Source organism: Ignavibacterium sp. (assembly GCA_032027145.1).
GTDB lineage: Bacteria > Bacteroidota > Ignavibacteria > Ignavibacteriales > Ignavibacteriaceae > IGN3.
In genome coordinates this window covers 1,269,401-1,287,373 of the sequence record JAVSMP010000001.1, presented here as the reverse complement: position 1 = coordinate 1,287,373, position 17,973 = coordinate 1,269,401, and the positions used below count along the sequence as shown (strand labels likewise).

At 33.8% G+C, this 17,973-nt stretch carries 10 protein-coding genes; 7 read left to right on the top strand and 3 right to left on the bottom strand.

Annotated features, from left to right (window positions below; translation table 11 throughout):
• The first annotated feature begins 46 nt into the window (after window positions 1–46).
• Window positions 47–4,462: a PAS domain S-box protein gene (locus ROY99_05165; protein ID MDT3695762.1), complete on the top strand. Its 4,416-nt coding sequence runs from the start codon at window positions 47–49 to the stop codon at window positions 4,460–4,462.
• 135 nt (window positions 4,463–4,597) lie between these two features.
• On the opposite strand, the gene ROY99_05160 is transcribed toward ROY99_05165, so the two are convergent.
• Complete coding sequence (locus ROY99_05160; GenBank protein MDT3695761.1) at window positions 4,598–5,476, bottom strand: HDOD domain-containing protein; 879 nt, start codon at window positions 5,474–5,476, stop codon at window positions 4,598–4,600.
• Between the two features lie 334 nt (window positions 5,477–5,810).
• Here ROY99_05160 and ROY99_05155 point away from each other — a divergent pair, with 334 nt between their 5' ends.
• From ROY99_05155 to ROY99_05140, 4 genes are all read left to right on the top strand, one after another.
• Entirely contained in the window at window positions 5,811–6,296 is a 486-nt protein-coding gene (locus ROY99_05155; GenBank protein ID MDT3695760.1) for a chemotaxis protein CheW, read from the top strand.
• A gap of 32 nt (window positions 6,297–6,328) precedes the next feature.
• The gene (locus ROY99_05150; protein MDT3695759.1) at window positions 6,329–8,389 is read left to right on the top strand and encodes a methyl-accepting chemotaxis protein; all 2,061 of its coding nucleotides are present in this window, start codon (window positions 6,329–6,331) and stop codon (window positions 8,387–8,389) included.
• A 436-nt stretch (window positions 8,390–8,825) separates the two neighbouring features.
• On the top strand, window positions 8,826–11,123 hold the full coding sequence (locus ROY99_05145; GenBank protein MDT3695758.1) for a methyl-accepting chemotaxis protein: 2,298 nt from the start codon (window positions 8,826–8,828) through the stop codon (window positions 11,121–11,123).
• 154 nt (window positions 11,124–11,277) lie between these two features.
• A complete protein-coding gene (locus ROY99_05140) occupies window positions 11,278–12,666 on the top strand; it encodes an aminopeptidase P family protein (protein ID MDT3695757.1) in 1,389 nt (462 codons plus the stop codon).
• 69 nt (window positions 12,667–12,735) lie between these two features.
• Here the strand turns inward: ROY99_05140 and ROY99_05135 are convergent, their stop codons facing one another.
• Together ROY99_05135 and ROY99_05130 are read right to left on the bottom strand one after the other, a co-directional pair.
• Window positions 12,736–13,320 (bottom strand): indolepyruvate oxidoreductase subunit beta, encoded by a 585-nt coding sequence (locus tag ROY99_05135; protein ID MDT3695756.1) that lies wholly within the window; start codon window positions 13,318–13,320, stop codon window positions 12,736–12,738.
• A complete protein-coding gene (locus ROY99_05130; protein MDT3695755.1) occupies window positions 13,317–14,936 on the bottom strand; it encodes a thiamine pyrophosphate-dependent enzyme in 1,620 nt (539 codons plus the stop codon). Before ROY99_05130 ends, ROY99_05135 begins: the two co-directional genes overlap by 4 nt.
• 165 nt (window positions 14,937–15,101) lie before the next feature.
• Here ROY99_05130 and ROY99_05125 point away from each other — a divergent pair, with 165 nt between their 5' ends.
• Window positions 15,102–15,875: a class I SAM-dependent methyltransferase gene (locus tag ROY99_05125; GenBank protein MDT3695754.1), complete on the top strand. Its 774-nt coding sequence runs from the start codon at window positions 15,102–15,104 to the stop codon at window positions 15,873–15,875.
• Between the two features lie 276 nt (window positions 15,876–16,151).
• Window positions 16,152–17,891: a FlgD immunoglobulin-like domain containing protein gene (locus tag ROY99_05120; protein ID MDT3695753.1), complete on the top strand. Its 1,740-nt coding sequence runs from the start codon at window positions 16,152–16,154 to the stop codon at window positions 17,889–17,891.
• Window positions 17,892–17,973: the final 82 nt, after the last annotated feature.

Sequence of the window (17,973 nt, the reverse complement as noted above, 5' to 3'; positions counted from 1 at the left end):
TATGTTTTATTAAAAAAATTAAACTTTTCATTCCCAGCTAATTATTATGGTTTTTTCTGAACTGTTATACAACCTAACTATCCTGATAACATTAAGTACTATTTCAGGCTTTTTTAGTGCTAGATTAAGAAAACAAAGTCTTATTGCTAAAATTACACAGGGTTTATTATTTGGAATTACAGCAATAATTGGAATGTTATATCCCTTTAGACTTGAGGAGGGGCTTTTTTTTGATGGGCGAACAATAGTTGTGGGACTATGTACATTCTTCTTTGGTCCTATCTCCGGAATAATTTCAGCTGCTTTACCAATTGTTTATAGATTGAGTATTGGAGGTGCCGGAATAAAGATGGGAATTCTTACAATTCTATCTGCCTTAATTGTTGGACTGTTTTTTTACAAATACAGACAAAAGAGTAAACCTAGTGAAAAATTTAATCTGATATTGATTATTGCATTTAGTCTTATCGTGCATATTATAATGCTTATTCTAACTATTACATTGCCTATACAAATTCCGCCTGAAGTTTTTAGTAAAATTTCTTTTGCAGTTATTGTTGTATTTCCATTGGTTACTTTGCTTATTGGTAAAATTTTAACAGAGCAAGAACAAAATATTTTCATGACCAATACTCTGAAAGAGAGAGAGAAACTTTTCCGAACAACACTCTATAGTATTGGTGATGGAGTAATTACAACAGATGGTTCTGGAATTGTGGTAAATATGAATAATGTTGCAGAGCAATTAACAGGCTGGAAAGAAACAGAAGCAAAAGGTAAACACTTAACAGAAGTTTTTAATATCGTTAACGAGGACACTAATCTTCCTGTTGAAAATCCAGTTGATTCTGTTATCAGAAATGGTATTATAGTTGGTTTAGCTAATCATACTTTGCTAATTTCAAAAAACGGAACCAAAACTCCAATCGCTGACAGCGCCTCTCCGATTATAGATGACACCGGAAATATTATTGGTGTTGTACTTGTTTTCAGAGATCAGACAATTGACCGGATGAAAGAAAAGCAGTTGATTGAGACTACCACTAAGTTTTCGAAACTTTTTAATTCTGCTTCTGATTCAATAAGCTTAACCGACTTAAAAACAGAAAAGATCGTTGATATAAACTTAGGCTTTGAAAAATTACTTGGTTATCAAAAAGAAGATATTATCGGTAAAATATCATCTGACATAAAATTATGGGCAGATAACTCTGATAGAGTAACAATTTTAAATACCATTAAGACTGATGGTTATATTAGTAATATTAAAACCAGATTCAGAAGAAAGAATGGTGAAATTGTTACTGTGTTACTATCGGGCGAAATTATTAGTTTTTCTAATAATTCGTTTATATTTATAACAATTAGAGATATCACAGATTTTGTCATAATGCAGAATGCTCTGCAAGCTAACGAGATACGCTATAGATCTATCATTAACAGCCTTGCCGATTTAATAATTATAACTGATAAAAACGGATTGATTACATTTATAAACCCTTCTGTTAAAAAGACTCTTGGCTATGATGAGTCCGAAATGATTGGGCGTGAACCAATTGAGTTTGTAAGCGATGATTATAAAGAATTAGCCAAAGATGAACTTAATAAAGTAGCTCAAGGTGATAATTTAGGTAAACCGACATTATTTATAGCAATTTGTAAAAACAAGTCTTTTTGTTATCTGGAAACAATCGGTATTAATATGCTTGATAACAAAGCTGTAAATGGATTGGTATTAATCAGCCGCGATGTTACTGAACGAATTAAAGCAAGTAATCTTGAAAAAGAAAGCGCTAAACTGTTTAATGATTTAGTTACTAATAATGCTGATCCGATATTGATCTTAAATCCTGATGGTATCACATTATTTGCAAATTCAGCTTGTCATCAGCTTGTTGATGTTGATCAAACTGTCAATCTGATCGGACAAAACATAACTCTGTTTATGCCTGAAGAACATGCTAAAAAAGCGTTAGAAGTAATAAAACAAGTAATAAATTCTGATAAACCAATAATCAGTGAATATGAGATAAGAACTTCCAAAGGGCAGAAAAAGTGGATATCAACAGCGAGTACTAAAATAAATTTTAAAGGTTCCTTTGCTGATCTTGTTACAATAAGAGATATCACTGAAAGAAAAGAGATTGAAGAATCTTTAAGAGAAAGTGAACAGAACTACAAATACTTGTTTGAAAACAATCCTCAGCCAATGTTTGTATATGATAAACATACACTTCAATTTCTGGCAGTTAATGATTTTACAGTATTCAAATACGGATATTCGAGAGAAGAATTCCTTTCTATGACTTTATATGATATAAGACCTGAAGATGAATTTGATAAACTTGACTCTTATATTTTTGTTTCTGATCAGAAAATTCAACAATCCGGATATTGGAAACATAAAAGCAAAGACGGCAAAATCTTTTTTGTAGAAATATTTTCTCATAGTTTAAATTTTAAAGGTAAAGAAGCCCGTATAGTACTTGCAAATGATGTTTCTGGGCGGAAAAAAATTGAAGATATAATCAGAAGCAGTGAAGAAACATATCGTCTGACTGCAGAACAAACCGGACAAATAATCTATGATTATAATTTATTAAACGGAGAAATTAAATGGGCTGGTGCAATCGAACTGGTTACAGGTTATCCTTACCACGAGTTTCTTACAGATGTTTCTAAGGATTTCTATAATTATGTGCATTCGGATGATAAAGATTATGTAGTTAGAACACGTAAAGCATCTATTTCGATGGGTGAAAAATACAGGGCAGAGTATAGGTTCAGGCATAAAAAAGGAGTTTTCATTTATCTTGAAGAAAGCGGAGCAATAATTAAAGATGAAAATAATACTGCAGTCAGAATGTTAGGAACATTAAGTAATGTAACTGAAAGAAGACTTGCAGAAAACCAATTAAGAAATCTTTCTCGAACTGTTGAACAAAGTCCTGTTTCAATTGTTATAACTGATCTTGAAGGCAATATAGAATATGTAAATCCGAAGTTTGAAGAAGTATCTGGTTATACTTTTAATGAAGTTATAGGAAAAAATCCAAGGATACTCTCCAGTGGCACAAAACCCAAAATTGAGTATCAGCAAATGTGGCAGACAATTTTGAGCGGTAAAGAATGGCGCGGAGAGTTTTACAATAAAAAGAAAAACGGTGAATTGTACTGGGAATCGGCTTCTATATCTCCTCTATTAAATGAAAACAATGAAATTTTCAGATTCCTTGCTATTAATGAAGACATTACTCAACAGAAGAAGATGACTGAAGAACTTATTCTTGCAAAAGAAAAAGCTGAAGAAATGAATAAGCTTAAATCTTACTTCTTCGCAAATATGAGTCACGAATTGAGAACGCCTTTTGTTGGAATACTTGGTTTTGCAGAAATATTAAAGGAAAATCTGAAGGATACACCCGAAGAAGAATTTGTAAACCAGATTTTAAAATCTTCTAAAAGATTAACCGATACACTTAATAAGATTTTGAATATCACCAGAATTGAATTTGATAAGATAGATTTAAAATTAAAAGAAACTGATATAAATATATTATTAAAAAATCTGGAGGCATTTTACTCAAGCTCTGCTAAATTAAACAACACAGAAATTATAACAGTACTAAAAGAAGATGATTTAAAAACAATTACTGACCCAAAATTACTTGAAGATATATTGAACAATCTTATAAGTAATGCGGTTAAGTTTACTAAAAATGGCAGCATTACGCTACAAGCAGAAAAATTGCTGACTGATAAAGAAAACTTTTTAATTATTAAAGTAATAGATACAGGAATCGGAATACCAGTTGAAAAACAAAATTTAGTCTGGCAGGAATTCAGACAGGCAAGTGAAGGATTTAACAGATCATTTGAGGGTACAGGCTTAGGCTTAACTATTACAAAAAAATATGTAGAACTGTTATCCGGAAACATTTCTCTATCTAGCGAGGAAAATAATGGGACAACATTTACTATAACATTACCTTTAAAACCTGATGCTTCAATTCCGGTTTCTACAAAAGCAGCTATAAAACCTGAACCAAAGCTTCTGCCTAAAAAGCGAGCATCAGAAAAACCTAAAGTACTTTATGTTGAAGATGATGTTGTTGCACTGCAATTTGTAAGTATTATATTAAAAGCCGGCTATGATGTTGAAACTGCATATAATGCAACCGAGGCTCTTAAGCTTGTGGCTGTTAAACAATATAATATTTTGATGCTTGATATAAATTTAGGTGCTGGTATGGATGGCATTCAACTTTTGCAGGAAATCAGAAAAATTGATTATTATAAAAATATCCCAGCTATAGCTATAACTGCTTTTGCTGCTGAGTCTGACAGGAAAGAATTTCTATTAAAAGGTTTTAATAAATATATTTCAAAACCATTTGTTCAAAAAGATCTACATCAATTGTTAAGCAGCATTTTAAACAACCCAGCTAAATCCAATAATTGATTTAAACCTGTAACGGATTTTTTAGAGGAAATTATTTTTAAGACTCAGTAAGGTCAGATCAAAAGAGTTCTACTTCTTTAAACATTTTACCTTAATCAGAACGAAGATTAAACATATAGAAACTTTTTACTGCAATTAAATCAACTTGGTTTTAGATAACTCAAAATAATCTTCTCTATACGCTTCAATAAAATCATTCAATTCATCTGTTGATAAAAAGTTAAGCACACTTGCTGCAGCATCATCAAAAATATAATTTGAATCCCAAAGAACACTATCAGGTTCATAAATACTTACTGCATAATCTGCCAAATGTAAAATTGATGTTAAAAAATTGTTTTCTTTTGAATAACCAGGTCTATGATGAAATCGTAATACATCTGATAAGACGGATGGTAAAGACCATTTATCAGCAAGAAATTCACCTATTTCCTGATGAGATAAGCCAATTACATCATATTCAGCCTGAAGAAATGAAATGTTTTTTTGGGAAGTACATTCTATAATTTGTAAAAATTCTTGCGGAAAATGTTCATGTAAAATTACAATTCCAATATCGTGCAGGATTCCAGCAGTAAAACCATCACCATTAAAATTAAATCCAAGATCTTTCGACATCCTTTGAGTCAATATCCCTGTTATCAGAGAATGATTCAAAAACTGATCGGGATCAAAATATTTATCTGATTTCATTTTTAATGTTGAAGCCATTTTAATAGAAGTTACAATTGATTTTATTTCCTGGAAACCAAGAATTAGTACAGCAGAACCGATGTTAGTAACGCTTCTTCTTAATCCGAATAATGGCGAGTTTGCAATTGATAAAACCCTAACGGTTAATGACGGATCCTTTTCAATCAGTACTTCAATTTTTCGGGCTGATATACTTGGATCGTTGAACAATTGAGAAATCTCTTGTAAAACCCTTGGTATTGGCGGTAAGACAGTTACATTTTGAATTTTTTTTAAGATTGCCTCTGATTTAAGTGCGCTGATATTCTCCTGAAACTTCATAAGCTTACTAAAATTATTTTGATGACTTGTACTTTTATCTTTACAAATGTATGATAAGTGAATTCAAAAGCAAATAAATCTCCTCATCATATTTCATTATCGAAAAAAATCACTTTTTTTTAATGTCTGGCTGAATGTTTTGATGTTAATATTAACCAATAGTTTAATATTATAATTTCAATCGGACAATTATTAGTAGTGATTTACCAATAACCCATTCAAAACAGAGCAAAATAATACTCATCTGTAAACAAAGTCCAGTTTCTTTCGATAATGTTAATGGAACACATTTTGGTTTAGCTAATTGTAATTAATAAAATCTTAAGAGGAAATAATGGCAAACATAGATGAAAACAAGAAAGACCAGAAAGAATTACTTCAACTGGTTAGCTTTAAAATCGGTGATGAAGAATTTGGGGTAAACATACTTAGTGTTCAGGAGATTAACAAAATGTCTCAGATTACTAAGGTACCCAATACTCCTGTGTTTATAGAAGGTGTTATTAACCTTAGAGGCAGAATAATACCTGTTATAGACCTAAGAGTAAAACTTGGTATGATCAGAAAAGACCACGGTAAAAATACAAGAATTGTAGTTGTTGAACTTAAAGATCAGACAATAGGATTTATTGTTGATGAGGTATGTGAAGTACTACGCATTCCAAAAGAAATTACTGAAGCACCGCCTGAAATGGTTGGAGGAGTAAACAGTGAATACATTACATCAATCGGCAAATTAGAAGACAGACTTTTAATTCTGCTTGACTTAAATAAAATTTTATCAACTGAAGAATTTAAGCAGATTGAAACTGCTGCTTAGTTCTTTAACAAAATTTAAAATGGAAAAAAAGAATGTTAAATAACATGAAAATTGGACTTCGCTTGGCTTTGGGATTTGGGGTTGCGGCTTTGGTTATCCTTATTCTAAATGTATTAAGTATCGTAAATCTCAATGCACTAAACGATGATATGAGCGTTGTTATTAAAGATAGATTTCCTAAAACAATTTGGGCAAATGATATTATTGATATGATAAATGATAATTCGAGAGCGATCAGAAATGCATTTATTCTCGACGATCCTGAAGAAATTGCAAAAGAATTAAAAAGACTTGATGCGGGTAAGGACTTGGTTGATGCTCGTGTTGACTCTTTAACCAGAACAATTAATTCAGAAGAAGGTAAAAGAATAATTGCTAATCTTCAGGACGTTAGAAAGAACGATTACTTTCAGGCAAGAAGTAAAATGCTGAATCATTTAAAAAATGGTAACCGCAGCCTTGCTGTAGAAATGCTGTTTGGTGAATTCAGAACTGCACAAACTAAATATTTTGATATTGTAAAAAAAATGACTGATTATCAAAACAAACTTGTTAATGATTTAGGTACTGATGCAGATAAGACCGCGGACAGAGTAATTATGTTAACACTTATCATTGGTATAATAGCAATAATATTCGTGGTTGTTATGTCATATCTTATTACAATAAGTATAACCAAGCCGGTTAAATCAGTTATGGATAGAGTTGCTCAGTTAGAAAAAAGCTGCATAACAAATCTTGGCAGTGGTTTAGATGCATTAGCCGTCGGTAATGCTTCATTAAAAGCTGTTAAGGAAACAGAACAATTAAAATTAACCCGCAAAGATGAAATGGGAGATCTTGCAAAAACTGTTGATAATATAATAGTTAAATCGCAAGGTGCAATTGATTCTTATGAAGGTGTTAGATCCAAAATAACTGAGCTAAGCGGAGTAACAAATGAACTTATAATTGATGGACAGGAAGGCAGATTAAACAAACGAGGCGATGCAAAATCTTTTGATGGTGCTTATAAAGAGATTATTAACGGATTTAATAATGTACTTGACTCTGTCATATTACCAATACAAGAAAGTGCAAAACTTATAGAGAAATATGCTGAAGGTGATTTTACACCAAGAATAACTTCCAGATTTAAAGGTGATCATCAGCTTATTGTAAACAGCCTTAATACAATGGGAGATTCAGTAAGCAGAGTATTAAATCAAGTTAAAGAAGCAGTTCAGGCAACAGCAAGTGCTGCAAATCAAATATCCTCATCAACTGAAGAGATGGCTGCAGGCGCACAGGAACAATCATCGCAGGCAACTGAGGTTGCAGGTGCTGTTGAAGAAATGACCAAAACAATTCTTGAAACTTCTAAGAATGCTTCTGTTGCGGCTGAGAGCTCTAAATTTGCTAATGAAACTGGTCAGAAAGGAACTAAAAAAGTTGAAGAATCAATTTACGGTATGAATAAAATTGTTGCCTCTGCACAGAATACAGCTCATATTATTTCTTCATTAACAAACAAAACTGACCAGATAGGAGAAATAACACAGGTAATAAATGACATCGCAGATCAAACCAACCTTTTAGCTCTTAATGCTGCAATTGAAGCTGCAAGAGCTGGCGAACAAGGCAGAGGATTTGCTGTTGTTGCTGATGAGGTTAGAAAACTTGCTGAACGTACTACTAAAGCAACAAAGGAAATTGCTGATATGATCAAGATGATTCAAAGAGAAGCTAAAGATGCTGATGAATCAATGATTGAAGCTAAAACTGCTGTTGAACTTGGAATGAAGCTTACAGAAGAGGTTGGTATAGTATTAAATGAAATAAGTATTGAAAATAATAAAGTTGCAGATGTTATAGGACAGGTAGCTGCCGCAAGCGAAGAGCAATCCAGCGCTGCTGAGCAGATAAGTAAAAACATCGAATCAATTAGCAGTGTAACACAGCAAAGTGCAAGCGGATTACAGCAGATTGCACACGCTTCGGAAGACCTGAACAGATTAACATTAAATCTGCAGGAGTTAATTGCTCAGTTTAAGGTTGATAGTTCAACAAGCCATTTTGCAGTGAGACAAAACGGAAAGTTAATACACTCTTAATATATCTATTGAGGCAGCCAAGGGGAGGCTGCCTTTTTTTTTGATCTGCACTTCTCCTGATCAAATTACAATAATTATTAAGTTTATTAAGAGTTAACTTCTTTTGAAATAATACGAAAAATAATGAAATAGTGCTCTTATTAAATGTCTTGGACAAATAAGTTACAATAAACATTCTATTAGTATTGCAGAAAATAATTTACACAAATAGTTTTTTTTTGATGACGAGATAATTTTAGAAACCAATAGAAAGAATAATTAAGAATTGCTGGCAAAATTACTCCAGAAGTGAGAATAAGAGTAATGTTAAAATGGAATTTTTAGTATCCTTAGTTAAAATCAAAAATGGACGGCAAAGTTATTATCAGCTACAAAAACATGCAGTTAATCAAGTTACTTGTATTATAATAAACTCCTTAATCTACGGAACGATATCATGACTATTAGAAGACCACAGACCGGACTATCATTTAAAATAGTAACCTCAATATTTTTAAGCATTTCAATTATCTTCTTAATTATATTTTTATATAACTATAATGTTACAAGCTCAATTATTGAGAAGAAGGTTGAAGACACAGCTGAAAACCTCACACAAAAAAAAATAAATCAGGTTGAAACAGTATTAGTTTCAGTTGAAAGGGTTCCTCAGAATATTGCAAATCTTATTGAAAAATTTTCTTATTCTGAAAACCAGCTTATCGAAATACTAAAGATAATGGTTGGTGAAAACGATGCAATTTATGGCGCTACCATTGCATTTGAACCATACATGTTTGACAAAGAAAAGAAATATTTAGCTCCTTATGTATATAAATCTTCTGGCAGCTTAGAGATATCTTCGCTTGCAACCGAATCTTATAATTATCCAAGTGCTGATTGGTATAAAATACCAAAATCACTTGGTAAGGCTATATGGAGTGAACCATATTATGATGAAGGTGGTGGAAATGCATTAATGTCCACTTTCTCTGTTCCAATCTTTAAAACAATAAATGGCACAAGAAAGATTATAGGCATCATTACTTCAGATATTTCTTTAGAATGGCTTGATCAGGTTGTAGCAACAAATAAAGAACTGGAATCCAGTTATGGCTTTTTAGTTTCAAAAGAGGGGCGGTTAATTACGCATCCAAATAGTGAAAAGATAATGCGCTCAACATTATTTGATTTAGCAAAGTCTATAAAATCGCCGCAATTGGAACAAGTGGCTGCTAAGATGATAAAGGGAGAAAGTGGTTTTACTAAGTATAATTATACTGATGAAACAGATGATAAAGTCAATTGTATATATTATGCTTCTATTCCACTTAATGGCTGGTCAATAGCAGTAACTTACCCTGATAAATTAACAGATGAGCTTGATTCATTAATCAAAAAATTAGTTGTCTTATGTATTGTAGGAACATTTTTATTGTTAGCAGTTATAATTATAGTTTCAAAATCTATTACCAGACCTCTAACAAAGTTATCTGCCGCTGCGGATCATTTTGCAAAGGGAGAGATGGATTATCCGCTATTAAAGATCAAGTCAAAAGATGAAATTGGAAATTTAGCGGATTCATTTAATGTTATGGTAGAAAACATCCGTAACTCGATGAAAGAAATAGAAGATAAAAGCATAATTGCTGAGAAAGCTGCACAAGAGGCAGAAAGGGAAAAAAGAGCATCTAAAGCTAAAGAAGAATATTTACTGAACAACACAAAAGAAATACTTGCACAGATGGAGAGATTCTCGCAAGGAGATCTTAATGTCAAATTAAATTGTGAGAACAAAGATGAAATAGTAACAAAGCTTTTTTCAGGTTTTAATAATGTTGTCAGCCATTTTAGAGATACTATTATTAAGGTAACCGAAGCAGTTCAAGCCACAGCAAGTGCAGCAAATCAGATAAGTTCATCCACTGAAGAGATGGCTGCTGGTGCACAGGAACAATCATCGCAGGCTACCGAAGTTGCAGGTGCTGTTGAAGAAATGACCAAAACAATTCTTGAAACTTCTAAGAATGCTTCTGTTGCGTCTGAGAGCTCTAAACTATCAACTGAAACTGCAAAAAAAGGCACTATTAAAATCGAAGAAACAAAACAAGGTATAAACGGAATTGTTAACTCCGCACAAAACACTGGAAGAATTATCTCTTCGCTTACGCAAAAAACAGATCAGATAGGAGAAATAACACAGGTAATAAATGACATCGCAGATCAAACCAACCTTTTAGCTCTTAATGCTGCAATTGAAGCTGCAAGAGCTGGCGAACAAGGCAGAGGATTTGCTGTTGTTGCTGATGAGGTTAGAAAACTTGCTGAACGTACTACTAAAGCAACAAAGGAAATTGCTGATATGATCAAGATGATTCAAAGAGAAGCTAAAGATGCTGATGAATCAATGATTGAAGCTAAAACTGCTGTTGAACTTGGAATGAAGCTTACAGAAGAGGTTGGTATAGTATTAAATGAAATAAGTATTGAAAATAATAAAGTTGCAGATGTTATAGGACAGGTAGCTGCCGCAAGCGAAGAGCAATCCAGCGCTGCTGAGCAGATAAGTAAAAACATCGAATCAATTAGCAGTGTAACACAGCAAAGTGCAAGCGGATTACAGCAGATTGCACACGCTTCGGAAGACCTGAACAGATTAACATTAAATCTGCAGGAGTTAATTGCTCAGTTTAAGGTTGATAGTTCAACAAGCCATTTTGCAGTGAGACAAAACGGAAAGTTAATACACTCTTAATATATCTATTGAGGCAGCCAAGGGGAGGCTGCCTTTTTTTCTAATTGCCTCTTATTCTGATCAGGTTAAAATGACAAAACACATTCTGGAAATCCATCTAATTATTACATAATTTTACATTAACATATTTGTAATAATTATTTTAAGGTGACTTATGTTTGATAAACAGGTTTATATTGATAGAAGAAACGAGTTAAAGAATAAATTTAAAAACGGAATTTTGTTTTTCCCTGGTAATGATGAAGCAACAATGAACTATGCCGGCAATACCTATAAGTTCAGACAAGACAGCTCTTTTCTTTATTACTTTGGAATTGATATCCCGGGGATAACCGGACTGATTGATCTTGATGATAACAAAGAATATTTATTTGGTTATGAGTTTACAGTTGAAGATACTATTTGGATGGGACCTCAGCCAAAACTTGCAGAACTTGCCGGACTAACAGGGATAGAGTATTCAAAACCAGTTGATGAGTTGAAAAAATTCTTAAAATCAAAAAAGAAAAAACAATCCAAAATCCATTTTCTGCCGCCTTACAGAGCTGAACAAATTCTTAAACTATCCGACCTGCTTGATGAAAATCCAAATCGGTTAAAAAATAAGTCTTCTAAAAAATTAATTGAAGCAGTGGTTGCACAAAGATCAATAAAAGCTGAAGAAGAAATTGCTGAAATAGAATATGCGATGGAAATTGCTTATCAGATGCATACAACTGCTATGCGTATGGCAAAACCCGGAGTTATCGAGAGAGATATCGCAGGTGCAATTGAAGGTATTGCACTTTCAATTGGAAATGGAGTCTCATTCCATTCTATTGTTTCTAAAAACGGACAAACTCTGCACAATCATTATCATGGAAATGTATTAAAAGAAGGTGATCTGTTAGTTTGTGATGCAGGTGCAGAATCGCTGCTGCATTATGCCAGTGATATTACACGAACGACTCCTATTGGCGGAAAGTTCTCTTATAAGCAAAAAGAGATTTATGAGATAGTGCTTACCGCACAAAAAAATGCAATAAATATGATTAAACCGGATGTAAAACATATTGATGTCCATTTGACTGCCGCCAAAATAATTGCTGCCGGTTTATCTCAGTTAGGTTTGATGAAGGGCGATCTTAATTCGGCTGTTAAAGCCGGTGCTCATGCTTTATTTATGCCTCACGGCTTAGGGCATATGATGGGGCTTGATGTTCACGATATGGAAAATCTTGGCGAGGATTATGTCGGATATGATAATATCACCAAAAGGAGCAATCAATTTGGATTAGCTTATTTAAGATTAGGTAAAGAACTTAAACCAGGATATGTGTTTACCTGTGAACCAGGGATTTATTTTATTCCCGAACTTATAGACCTTTGGAAATCTCAAAAGAAGTTTAAAAACTTTATTAATTATGATAAAGTTGAAGAGTATAGAGATTTTGGCGGGATAAGAATAGAGGATAACATTTTAGTTACACAAACTGGATATAAAGTACTTGGACGACCTATTCCTAAGGAAGCTGATGATGTAGAAGCATGGGCAAAATCTTAAAAGCTGTTTACTATACTGAAATGCAAAGTCGCAGAGTAAATTTTCTGCGACTAAGCATTAAAAACTAAATTACTTTTTATTTGCTATCGAAAAATCTCTTCCTGCATTTAATGCGTCAATATTTAGCTGAACGACTTTCTCACCTTTTCTCTCAAAGATTTTTCTAATTCCATTTTCAAGTGATTGATAAGGAATATCAATAAATGGAGATGCCGCACCAAGTATAACCATATTTGATGATCTTGGTGATTTTATTTGGCGTGCAATTTCATCAGCATTAAGAACAATTTTTTTCGGCAGTTTTTCAATTTCAGCAAGTAATTCATTTAAGTCAGGATAATCAGGGATATTAACAAACGGTGTTGAATTAGTAACAAGCCATCCATTTTCAGATAACCACGGCAGATATCGCAAAGATTCCATCGGCTCAACAGAAATTATTATATCTGCACTGCCCTGAGGAATAAGATCACTAGCAATTTCTCTTTCTGAAATTCTTAAATGAGATTGAACAGCTCCGCCTCGCTGACTCATTCCATGCACTTCAGCTTGTTTTAAGTAGAGCTGGTTTTCTAAAGCAGCCATCCCAACCACTGCTGCAATTGAGAGGATTCCCTGTCCCCCAACTCCTGATAATATTATATCTGATTTCATTTAACAACCTCCTCTGTTTTCGCTTTCTGCTCACGTTTGGTTCTGCTTGCAGTTTGAATGCATTCTCTTCTTGAAATTATTACAGACACACCATCATACATAATCTCCTCCCGCAGTATCTTCACCATTTCATCGTGATACTTTGGCAATGGAGTAAGTATTCTAACGTGTTCTGGTTTCACACCAAGTCCAATGCATATTTCTTCAAGTTTACCTGTTGCCGGTGAATCTTGTCCTCCAGTCATTCCTGCAACTGCGTTATCGGAAATTATTACGGTAACAGGAGCGTTTTCAAAAACACAATCAAGCAGAGCAGTCATTCCGCTATGAGTAAAAGTAGAGTCGCCAATTACAGCAATAGACGGACGAACACCGGCATCTGCTGCACCTTTAGCCATTGTAATTGATGCACCCATGTCAACACAGGAATTAATTGAATTCCAGGGTGGAAGAGCGCCAAGGGTATAGCATCCAATATCAGAAAAAACTTTCTGCTTGCCAAACTCTTTCATTGTTTCATTAAGTGCATTGTAAATATCACGATGGCTGCAGCCTGCACAAAGTTCAGGCGGGCGATTGGCTACAATTGCAGGTATTTTCATACCCGACTTTACTTCTTTGCCGAGAGCTTTTGCAACTAAATCAGGATTCAATTCTCCGTCACGCGGAATTGTGCCATCCAGCCTTCCTCTGATCTTATTACTTCGATCTAAAAATCCTTTTAACATTTCTTCTACAAAAGGATAACCATCTTCTAATACAATAATTTGCTCACACTCATTTACTATCTTCTCGATTTTTTCGAACGGTAATGGATATTGACCAATTTGTAAAACAGGATTAGGAAACATTCTGTCAGGAAAATTTTCCATCAGATAATTGAATGAAATTCCGCAGGCAATAATTCCTATTGATTTATTTCTGGCAGGATAATAAGTATTAAACGATGACTGCTCTGATTTCTGCTCCATTAAAGATTGCAGACCAAGCAAACCCTTATATCTTTTTCTTGCATTTGCGGGCAGCAGAACAAACTGAACCGGATCTTGTGGATAGCTTAATTTATTTTCCGGTTTCAAAGGTCGTCTTTCAATACCAGCTCTGGAGTGTGATAACCTGGTTGTTATTCTCAGTAAAACCGGCACTTTAAGTTTCTCAGACAATTCAAACCCTTCATAAGCCATTTCGTAAGCTTCCTGTTGATTTGAAGGTTCAAAGATTGGTATCATAGCAAACTTTCCGAAGAACCGGGAATCCTGTTCGTTCTGGGATGAATGCATTGAAGGATCATCAGCAACTGTTACAATCAGACCGCCATTAACTCCTGTAATAGCCGAGTTAATAAAAGCATCAGCAGCAACATTTAATCCAACATGCTTCATACAAACCATTGCACGTTTACCGGCATAACTCATTCCAAGTCCGGCTTCCATTGCTGTTTTTTCGTTTGCAGACCAAAGTCTGTGCAGATTTCTTTCAATTGCAATTTTGTTATTTTGAACATATTCAGTTATTTCAGTGGATGGGGTTCCGGGATATGCGTAAATACCAGACATTCCCCCATCAATAGCGCCTTGTGCAATAGCCTCAGCGCCCAATAATAATATCTTTTCCATCATTCCTCTCTTTCTTTTTCAGAATAGAAAATTTCCAAAATCTGATATACAAAAATACGGAAATGATTTCTGTTTTCCTGCCCGCAAAATACTTAATTAGGTGCTTCTTAATGCACTTATTGTAAAATATCATTCTTATCTTTGCTAAAAAGATAGTTTTATTTAATGATACTTGATGATTTAAAGAAAAAGAAGAATTCAAATGGTATAATTCAGTTACCAGATGTAGATCCTTCTTTAGAAAAAGTGTTTTCTGTATATCTAAAAAAGGATAAGAGAATTTATAATGATGACGAAGTAAAGCTGCTGCCTTATGCTTCGCAAAGAAATCCTCATAAATCAGAATGGGAAATCCGTACCACTTCATTTTTGAGATTAAGAGATTATCTTTCAAAAAAAAGTAAAAGACTTAATATTCTTGATGTTGGCTGCGGCAACGGCTGGCTGATAGGTCAGCTTGCTAAAGAATTTGATCATGAATATTTTGGAATAGATATAGTTATTACAGAGCTTGAAAAAGCTGCCCGGCTTTTTAACCGTGAGAATGTCCACTTTATTCACGGAGATATCTTAACATCATCACTTCCGACAGATACTTTTAATTTAATAATACTCAACTCTTCTTTGCCCTACTTTAAGAAGCTGGATAGGCTACTGAAAGAGCTTTTTTTGATCTCTAAAACCTATGGAGAAGTGCACATCATTGACACACCATTTTTCAGCAGCAATGAATTAATGATAAATAAAAACAAATCATTAAAGCATTTTACTTCTATCGGGGTACCGGAAATGGCTTCATATTACTTTCACCATTCGATGGATGAATTCAGATACTTCAGATATGAATTACTCTTTAACCCAAATACTATAAAGAATAGACTTACCAATTATTTTTTTGGAAAAGACTCTTCTTTCTCATGGATTCTTGTAACACGATAGTGTAATAAATCAAAAGCTATTTGTTATTTATAACATCATCTGTTATTCAGAAAACCTTTATATTGAATTGTATTTGATTTAATATTTTGCTGTTGATAAAGAGATGGTTATCTCTCAGTTACTTATATTATTGATCAACTATACTTAACTCAACTTTGCTGGAGTTGAACTATTACTAACTCATTTTGCATCATTGAGATATCACATAATTTTTATTGACACGAAGATTAAATTTTGATATTATTGCTTAAACTATTTAACTAATCGGAGGTTACTATGAGGAGAGGTAATGTTTTACTTTTCTACGTACTATTTATACTATTTCTTTCGACTGATTTCTATGCTCAGATAATTTATAGCGAGGATTTCGAATCAGGTACAGCAAATGCAGGATGGTTTTATTATCCAAATCCGAGCACAGGTTTGCCTGAAGAAACTGTTGTTGCTGCACCAATGGCAAATGCACCTTCTGCTTTAACTGGCGGTGGAAATTTCTTAGGTCATCTGCAGGATTTAGACGGCTCTTTTACCGGTTCTGCTACTGCTCTTAACGGAGATTTTACTTTAGCTAATTATTCTATTGAGGCTGATGTTTATTGTTATGTTAACGAGCCATTATCTGCTTATACCGGACTGGTTGTTTATGCTGATACTACACGTAAAGATTTTTATAAACTAAGAGCAGATTTTGATACCAATGACAGAATCAACTTTTCAGGACGTAAATCTGATCCGAATACTTTTCTTCCTTTATTCAATAAAGATTTCAAAGGAGTTGATAATCCGGGATTATTCCCTACAGTTTCGGGCTGGCATAAAATGAAGATAGAAGTAAGAAACACAAGTGCAAATGAAACAAGTTTCTGGTGTTATTTTGACGGACAACTTTTAGCAGGCTGTCCGATAGTTGATACAACATCAACAAGAAACACATCCGGAAGTTTCGGCTTGTATGCTTTTCAGCAAAGCAGCAGCGGTATCCCGGGATATTTTGATAATATTGTTGTTGAAGAACTTCCAACCATACTTTATTCGGAGGATTTCGAATCAGGTACAGCAAATGCAGGATGGTTTTATTATCCAAATCCGAGCACAGGTTTGCCTGAAGAAACTGTTGTTGCTGCACCAATGGCAAATGCACCTTCTGCTTTAACTGGCGGTGGAAATTTCTTAGGTCATCTGCAGGATTTAGACGGCTCTTTTACCGGTTCTGCTACTGCTCTTAACGGAGATTTTACTTTAGCTAATTATTCTATTGAGGCTGATGTTTATTGTTATGTTAACGAGCCATTATCTGCTTATACCGGACTGGTTGTTTATGCTGATACTACACGTAAAGATTTTTATAAACTAAGAGCAGATTTTGATACCAATGACAGAATCAACTTTTCAGGACGTAAATCTGATCCGAATACTTTTCTTCCTTTATTCAATAAAGATTTCAAAGGAGTTGATAATCCGGGATTATTCCCTACAGTTTCGGGCTGGCATAAAATGAAGATAGAAGTAAGAAACACAAGTGCAAATGAAACAAGTTTCTGGTGTTATTTTGACGGACAACTTTTAGCAGGCTGTCCGATAGTTGATACAACATCAACAAGAAACACATCCGGAAGTTTCGGCTTGTATGCTTTTCAGCAAAGCAGCAGCGGTATCCCGGGATATTTTGATAATATTGTTATAAAACAACTTCAGTCAACTACATCCATTGATGATAAATATGATTTTGCTCTACCTGAAGAATTTTATTTAGCACAAAACTATCCTAATCCATTTAACCCTTCAACCAGTATCATTTATAATATTAAAGAAGCAGGAAATGTTTCACTGATAATCTATGATATTTTAGGTGAAAGAGTTAAAACTCTTGTTTCTCAATTTCAATCAGCAGGACAGTATAGTGTAAGCTGGAATGGTTTAAATAATGCAGGAAATCAGGTTAGATCAGGAGTATATATTTATTCACTGCAAACAAATAATGTAGTCATAAACAAAAAGATGTTAATGCTTAAATAATTCCTGTTCATTTGATGTAAAGGAATTATGAAAGTGAAATAATTTATTACTATAAAAAACAGGTGCTGCCTGATCAGGTCAG